General features: G+C 78.5%; 5 protein-coding genes and 1 pseudogene. 2 read left to right on the top strand and 4 right to left on the bottom strand.

Going from position 1 to position 6500, the window contains the following annotated elements:
- Positions 1-1111: pseudogene (locus tag HGCM_RS16170) on the bottom strand (hypothetical protein); the annotation flags it as partial.
- A gap of 193 nt (positions 1112-1304) precedes the next feature.
- On the opposite strand from HGCM_RS16170, the gene HGCM_RS00040 reads away from it, so the two are divergent.
- Both HGCM_RS00040 and HGCM_RS00045 read left to right on the top strand, forming a co-directional pair.
- Positions 1305-3569 (top strand): coiled-coil domain-containing protein, encoded by a 2265-nt coding sequence (locus HGCM_RS00040; protein ID WP_026075138.1) that lies wholly within the window; start codon positions 1305-1307, stop codon positions 3567-3569.
- 16 nt (positions 3570-3585) lie between these two features.
- Positions 3586-3999, top strand: a complete 414-nt coding sequence (locus HGCM_RS00045; RefSeq protein ID WP_019134853.1) for a hypothetical protein — start codon at positions 3586-3588, stop codon at positions 3997-3999.
- A gap of 13 nt (positions 4000-4012) precedes the next feature.
- Here HGCM_RS00045 and HGCM_RS00050 read toward each other — a convergent pair whose 3' ends face one another.
- The 3 genes from HGCM_RS00050 to HGCM_RS00060 all read right to left on the bottom strand — a co-directional run.
- Positions 4013-4801: an alpha/beta fold hydrolase gene (locus tag HGCM_RS00050; RefSeq protein WP_019134854.1), complete on the bottom strand. Its 789-nt coding sequence runs from the start codon at positions 4799-4801 to the stop codon at positions 4013-4015.
- Positions 4798-5628, bottom strand: a complete 831-nt coding sequence (locus HGCM_RS00055) for an alpha/beta hydrolase (RefSeq protein ID WP_019134855.1) — start codon at positions 5626-5628, stop codon at positions 4798-4800. Before HGCM_RS00055 ends, HGCM_RS00050 begins: the two co-directional genes overlap by 4 nt.
- Before the next feature lie 10 nt (positions 5629-5638).
- Positions 5639-6500: HAD family hydrolase (locus HGCM_RS00060; protein ID WP_306426421.1), on the bottom strand; the 862-nt coding region annotated here is incomplete at its 5' end.

Consider the following 6500-nt stretch of genomic DNA (forward strand, 5'->3'; position numbering starts at 1 on the left):
ACCCGGACGCCGCCGGCGCGGGCCGCGGCGACCCGGCGTCCCACGGCGCGGCGGAGGGCCTCGCGGCGGCCGGGGCCGCCGCGGGGTCGGCGGCGGGACGCCCGGTGCCGGCGGACGCGCCCGCGGGCGACGTGCTCGGGGACGACGTGCTCGAGGACGCCGCCGCCGACGACGTGGTGGCGGAGGACGTGGTGGCCGAAGACGGTGTGCCCGACGCCGCGGCCGACGGTGCGCTGCCCGCGGACGAGGCGGCGGCTGCGTCCTCGCCGACCGGTGGCTGTGCGGCGGGGCGGACGCGCGGGATCGCGCCGGTCCGGGGACGGGCCCGCGCCGCCGCCTCGGCCTCGCGCAGCTGTCGCCGCGTCATCGGCGCCCCGGCGGCAGCCGGCACCTGCGGCAGCGCGCCGGTGCTCACGCTCTCCCAGCGCACGGACCGGCGGTCGCGGCGGGCGGCGCGTACCGCCCACCAGAGGGACGCGAGGACGAGCAGGGCGCCCACGGCCACGCACGGCCACAGCCACGGGGTCGTGACGGTGCGCGGCCAGGCCATCGACAGGGTCGGCGTGCCTCCGTCCGGCGCGACCGCGAGCAGCGTCCAGCGGCCGCTCTGCGCGGGCCACTCCAGCTCGGCCGAGCCGTCGCCCGTGGCCTGGGCGACCCAGAGGTCGGAGTCGGTCGGGTCGGCCACGGCGGCGTCGCTGTCCGCGGCGTCCGCGTCCGGCGACGGCGCCTGGGACGGGGAGCCCGATGCGGCCGGCGACGGCTCGCCCCCGCCGACCGGGTCGGTCGTGGCGGCGGACAGCGCCAGGTCGTGCCAGCCGGCCAGGCCGGTGACGCTCTGGTGCTCGTCGCTGCCGACCCACGCCGCGACGTCCGTGTCACGGCCGACCGCGAGGACGACGGGCGCCCCGTCCGTCGTCGTCGCGCGCACCGTCACGGGGTCGCCGCCGAGCTCGAGGACGCCGGGCTCGGTCACGACCACCGGGGACGACGCGGAGGCGGTCGCGACGAGGACGTCGTCCGCCCGCCAGACGGTCGCCGAGGCGACGCCGAGGCCGATGACGGCCAGACCGACGACGCCGACACCGGCGGTGATCACTCGCTCGAGCACGCAGAATCCTCCCAGGACGGACACCACAGGATAGGCAGCCCTCCGCGCGAGGGCCGAACCGGGCCCCCGCCGGGACCCCCGGGCACCGCCCCGCCCCGCGCGCCCGGGTATCCTGTCGCGCGGGCTCCCGCGGTCGTCCATGCGCCTCGTCCGAGGCCGCCGGGCGGGGGCCCGAGCCGTCAGGAGGACGCTCGTGCAGGATGCACGGAACACCTTTCCGGTCGTGAACTTCCGCGGGTACGAGCGTGAGTCGGTCGACTCCCGCATCGCCCAGCTCGAGGCCACGCTGGCCGAGGCCCGCGCGCAGGTCGAGGCGCTGGACCAGCGCGCCCTGCAGGTGGCCGGCGAGCTCTCGGAGGCGCACCGCCAGCTCCGGGAGGCCGAGCGGCCCACGTACTCCGGGCTCGGCTCGCGGATCGAGCAGCTGCTGCGCTCCGCGGAGGAGCAGTCCAGCGACGTCGTCACGCAGGCGAACGCCCAGGCGGCCGACTCGCTGGCGCGCGCCAAGCTCGCCGCCGGCCAGCTGCGCGCCCGCGCCGAGAACGAGGTGGCCGAGCTCCTGGCGACCGCCCGCCGCGAGGCCGAGGAGCTGCGCAGCACCGCCCAGACCGAGTCGGACTCGATGCTGCAGGCCGCGCAGCGCCGCGCGGAGGAGCTCGTGGGCTCGGCCGAGCGCGAGGCCGCGCGGATCCAGAGCGCGATCGCGTCGGAGGAGAGCGAGCGCCGCAGCACGCTCGAGCGCGAGCTCGGGACGCTGCGCGCGAGCACCGAGCACGAGGCGACGCAGCTGCGCGTCGCGACCGAGCGCACCGCCGCCGAGCTGCGCACGCGCACCGAGAACGAGGCCGCCGCGCTGCGCGAGCAGGCCGAGCGCTACGCGCAGGACCTGCGCCAGAGCGCCGACGCGGACACCACCGAGCTGCGCACGCGCACCGAGGCCGAGGTCGCGGCCCTGCGCGGCGACGCCGAGCGCTACGCGGCCCAGCTGCGCTCGACCGCGACGAGCGAGGTCGCCGCGCTGCGCCAGGCCGCGGCCGAGGAGGCCACGTCGCTCAAGGTGCAGGCGCAGGAGCAGGCCGACGCGCTGCGCGCCCAGGCCGAGCGGGACGCGCAGGCGCGCGAGCAGCGGGCCGTGCAGGAGACGACCGCGCTGCGCACCGAGGCCGAGCAGTACGCGGGCTTCGTCCGGGCGACGGCCGACCGGGAGACCGGCGAGCTGCGCGCACAGGTCGCCGACGAGGCCAGCGCGGCGCGGGCCCAGCTCGAGCAGGAGCTCGCCGCGGCCCGGGCCGAGGCCGAGCAGTACGTCGCGACGATCCGCGCCCAGGCCGAGCGGGAGACGACCGAGCTGCGCGAGCGCACCGCGCACGAGACGACGCACCTGCGCGACACCACCGAGCGCGAGACGACGGAGCTGCGGGAGGTCACCGAGCGGGAGACGACCGAGCTGCGCGAGTCCGCGGAGCGGGAGTCGCGGGAGGTGCGCGAGCGCGCCCGGCTCGAGTCGGAGCGCGTGCTCACGCAGTCGCAGCGCTCGGCCGCCGAGACGCTCGCGCAGGCGAAGGCCCGCGCCGAGCAGCTCGTGACCGAGGCCGAGCAGAAGCTCGCCGACGCCGAGCTCGCCATCGCCTCCAAGCGGGAGACCTCCGAGCGGGAGGACGCGCAGCGCCACGAGGCGGCGCGCGCCGAGACCGAGCGCATGGTCCGCGACGCCGAGGCGCACGCCGCCGAGGCCGAGGAGCGCGTCACCAAGGCGCTGGCCCAGGCGGAGAAGATCCGCGTCGACTCCGAGCAGCAGGCGAAGGAGCTGCTCGCCAACGCCCGGCGCAACGCCGACCGCGTGGTCGCCGAGGCGCGCGAGCACGCCGAGAAGCAGATCTCGGACGCCATGACCGAGTCCGAGCGGGAGCGCACGACCGCGATGCGGCAGGTCGAGGACCTCAACCGCCAGCGCGAGTCGATCACCGCCTACCTCGACGACCTGCGCAGCCTGCTCGGGCAGAACCCCGACCGGGCCGCCATCGAGCGCGCCGGACGCGCCGAGGCGGCGTTCGAGAAGCAGCAGGCGAAGGCGACGAAGGGCGGCGGCAAGCAGGAGAAGGCCGTCCGCCCGCAGCCGCAGGGCGAGGACGCGGCCCCCGCCGGCGAGGGGTCCGAGGGCGCGTCGGCCGCCCCTGCTCCCGCCGACGAGGCGCCCGCGACCGAGCGCGAGGGCGCGTCCTCCGAGGAGCAGCCCGAGGCCCCCGCGGCGCAGGCGTCCGCCAAGCCCGAGCGTCCCGCCCGGACGAGCCGGCCCTCCAAGCGTCCCGCCCCGGTCTCGGCCGCCGCGCTGGCCGGGCAGGGGCCGGGGGACGGCCCCGGCGACGCGCCCGAGGCGCCTGCGACGGACGAGGTGCCGACGCCGGCGGAGGCCCCGGCGTCGGAGGCGGCCGCCGAGTCGTCGTCCACGCAGCACTGACCGGCACCGGGTCACGGTGTCGGACGAGCGCGCGCGCTGGCGCGAGGAGCGACGGGAGGCCGCCGCGGCGCACGCCGACGCCCTCGAGCGGCGCCGCCAGGCGGAGTCGGCCCAGGCCCGGGCGCTGATCGCGCAGTTCCTCGAGCGCGCGCGGGCGCAGGGCGTGGCGCCGGTGCCCCTGCGCGCCCGGGCGTACGACGGCGCCCGGTACCGGACGCCGCTGCGGGGCTGGTACCTGCGGCTCGACGAGTCCATCGGCATCGACACCGACGGCCGGTTCTACCTGCTGCGGACCCCGCCCAGCCTCGTCGGGCGGCTGCGCGGCGTCACCCCGGCCCCGTCCGACCCGCCGCTGGTGCTCGGGGCCGGGGGCAAGGACGGCGAGTCCATCGACATCGCCGACGCACTGACCCGCGCGCTCGGCCGCTGACCGTCCCGCGCCGTCAGGCGTCGGCGCGCTGGCACAGGTCGCCCAGCGCGAGCGCCACGGCGTCGGGCTGCTCGACCGCCGACAGGTGACCGGCGCGCGGGACGACGACGAGCTGCGCCTGCGGGGCGGCGTCCGCCATGTGCCGGGCCGCGTCGACGGGCGTCACGGTGTCCTCGTCGCCCACGACGACCGCCACCGGACCGTCCCACGCGGCCAGGACGTCGGTGCGGTCCGGGCGGGCCGCCATCGCGCGCTGGGCCCACGCCACCGACGCGGGCGCCTGCTCCTCGACCCAGCCCGCGACCCGCTCCAGCACGTCCGGGCGCGAGGAGCGCGTCGTCTCCCCCACGAGCGTCGCCACCATCGGCCGGACGGGTGCGACGGAGGCGTCCCCCTCGGCCTCGTCGGCGACCCGCAGGCGGTTGGCGCGCGCCTCTGGGGTGTCCGCGGAGGACTTGGTGTCGACGAGCCCGAGGCCGGCGACCAGCCCGGGCCTGCGCTCCAGGAGCGCCAGCGCGACGTACCCGCCCATCGACAGGCCGGCGACCACGGCGCGCGGGACCCCGGCCGCGTCGAGCTCGCGCGCGAGCGCGGCGGCCGCCGCCTCGAGGGACGGCGGCTCCGGCAGCACGGCGCCGTGCGAGGTGCCGGCGCCCGGGAGGTCGATCGCCAGGACGGCGCGGGCACCCGGCAGCCGGGCGGCGGCGTCCTGCCACATGCGGTGGTCGAGCGGGAACGCGTGCAGCAGCACCAGCGGCAGGCCGGCGCCCTCGGCGGCGGGTCGCAGCGTGTGCAGCGTCATCCGTCCTCCCCCGTCGTCGCGGTGGTGCTCGGGCCGCTCCAGGTGGTCGGCAGCGGGCCGTGCCCCGGCAGCACGTGCGCGACGACCTCGTCGAGCACCCGCCGCACGGCCGGCTCCCCCACCCACAGGTGCTTGGCGCCGTCGACGCCGATCACCTCCGCCTGCGGGACGCGGGCGAAGCGGCGCCGCGCCTCGTCCGGGCGCAGGTAGTCGTCGAGCTCCGGGACCAGGGCGACGAGCGGACGGCCGAAGTCGGCCCACGCGTCGAGGTCGGCGTCGGTGGCGCGGTGCAGCGGCGGTGAGAGCAGGATCGCGCCCTCGATCGACGGGTCCCGCCCGTGCATGAGCGCGAGCTCGGTGCCGAACGACCAGCCGACCAGCCACCGGCGCGGGAGGTCGTGGAACTCGGCGTACTCGATGGCGGCGTGCACGTCGTACTGCTCCGCCACGCCCTCGTCGAAGGCCCCTTGGCTCGTGCCCCGGGGGCTCGAGGTGCCCCGGGTGTTGAACCGCAGCACCGCCAGCCCCGCGAGCGCGGGCAGCCGCCACGACGCCTTGCGGTAGACGTGCGAGTCCATGTAGCCGCCGTGCGTCGGCAGGGGGTGCAGGGTCACGAGCGTCGCGGCCGGGGGGACGGGCGCGCCGTCGGCACCGACCGGGAGCGCGAGCTCGCCGACGAGCGTCAGGCCGTCGGCGGTGTGCAGCTCCACGTCCTCCCGGTGGGCGGGCAGCACGGTCAGCGACCGGATCGGGGTGGGCTGCGCCGGGCCGGCCGGCGTGCCGGGCTCGTCGCGCGTCTGGCTGGGGGTCCCGCTCGTCGTGCTCATCGGCACGAGCCTAGGACGAGCGCGCGCGGTCCCGCCGGGCGGGGGCGCGGGCGGCGAGCGCGGCGGCGTGCTCGAGCAGCACGGCCACGCCGTCGTCCGCGTTGCTCGGCACCACGTGGTCGACGACCGCCCGCACCGCCGCGTGCCCGTTCGCCACGGCGAACGAGGTCCCCGCCCACGCGAGCATCGAGAGGTCGTTCGGGGCGTCGCCGACCGCCCAGACGTCGGCCGCGTCCACGCCGCGTCGGGCCGTCCAGGCCGCGAGCGTCGCGGCCTTGCTCACGTGCCGCGCGCTGATCTCGCCCAGGCCGAGCGCGCCGGAGTCGGCGGCCGTCGCCAGGTCGCCGACGGCCGCGGCGACCGCCGCGGAGAACGCGTCGGCACCCTCGGGCCCCGGCGGGTCGTCGGTCTGCACGAGGAGCTTGAGGGTCGACGGGCCGAGCACGTCCTCGATCCGGGTCGCGCTCGGGCTGCCGGCCGGGACCGGGTGGGACGAGGCGAAGCCGTGCTCGCGCGCGAAGCCGGCCGCGCTCTCGGCGGCGAGGTGCACGCGGCCGGCGCCGCCGAGCGCGTCGCGCAGCCGGGCCGCCAGCGCGACGACGACCTCCGGCGCCATGCCGTGGTCCTCGAGCACCTCCAGGGTGGCGACGTCGACGACCGAGGCGCCGTTGGCGCAGATGGCGACGCCGTGCCCGGCCACGTGGGGGGCGACGTCGACGAGCCACCGGTGCGGCCGCGCCGTCACGAACACGACGTCGACCCCGGCACCCGCGGCGGCGCGCAGCGCGTGCACCGTGCGGGGGGACACGTCCCCCGAGGGGCCGAGCAGCGTGCCGTCGAGGTCGGTGGCCACCAGACGCGGTGCCCGGGCC

It is taken from the genome of Cellulomonas massiliensis JC225 (genome assembly GCF_000312005.1).
In the GTDB taxonomy this organism is placed as follows: domain Bacteria; phylum Actinomycetota; class Actinomycetes; order Actinomycetales; family Cellulomonadaceae; genus Cellulomonas; species Cellulomonas massiliensis.

Bases quoted from the DNA above. Each gene is read 5' to 3' on its own strand.
- HGCM_RS00050 (WP_019134854.1), bottom strand. From the start codon at position 4,801: ATGACGCTGCACACGCTGCGACCCGCCGCCGAGGGCGCCGGCCTGCCG.
- HGCM_RS00055 (WP_019134855.1), bottom strand. From the start codon at position 5,628: ATGAGCACGACGAGCGGGACCCCCAGCCAGACGCGCGACGAGCCCGGC.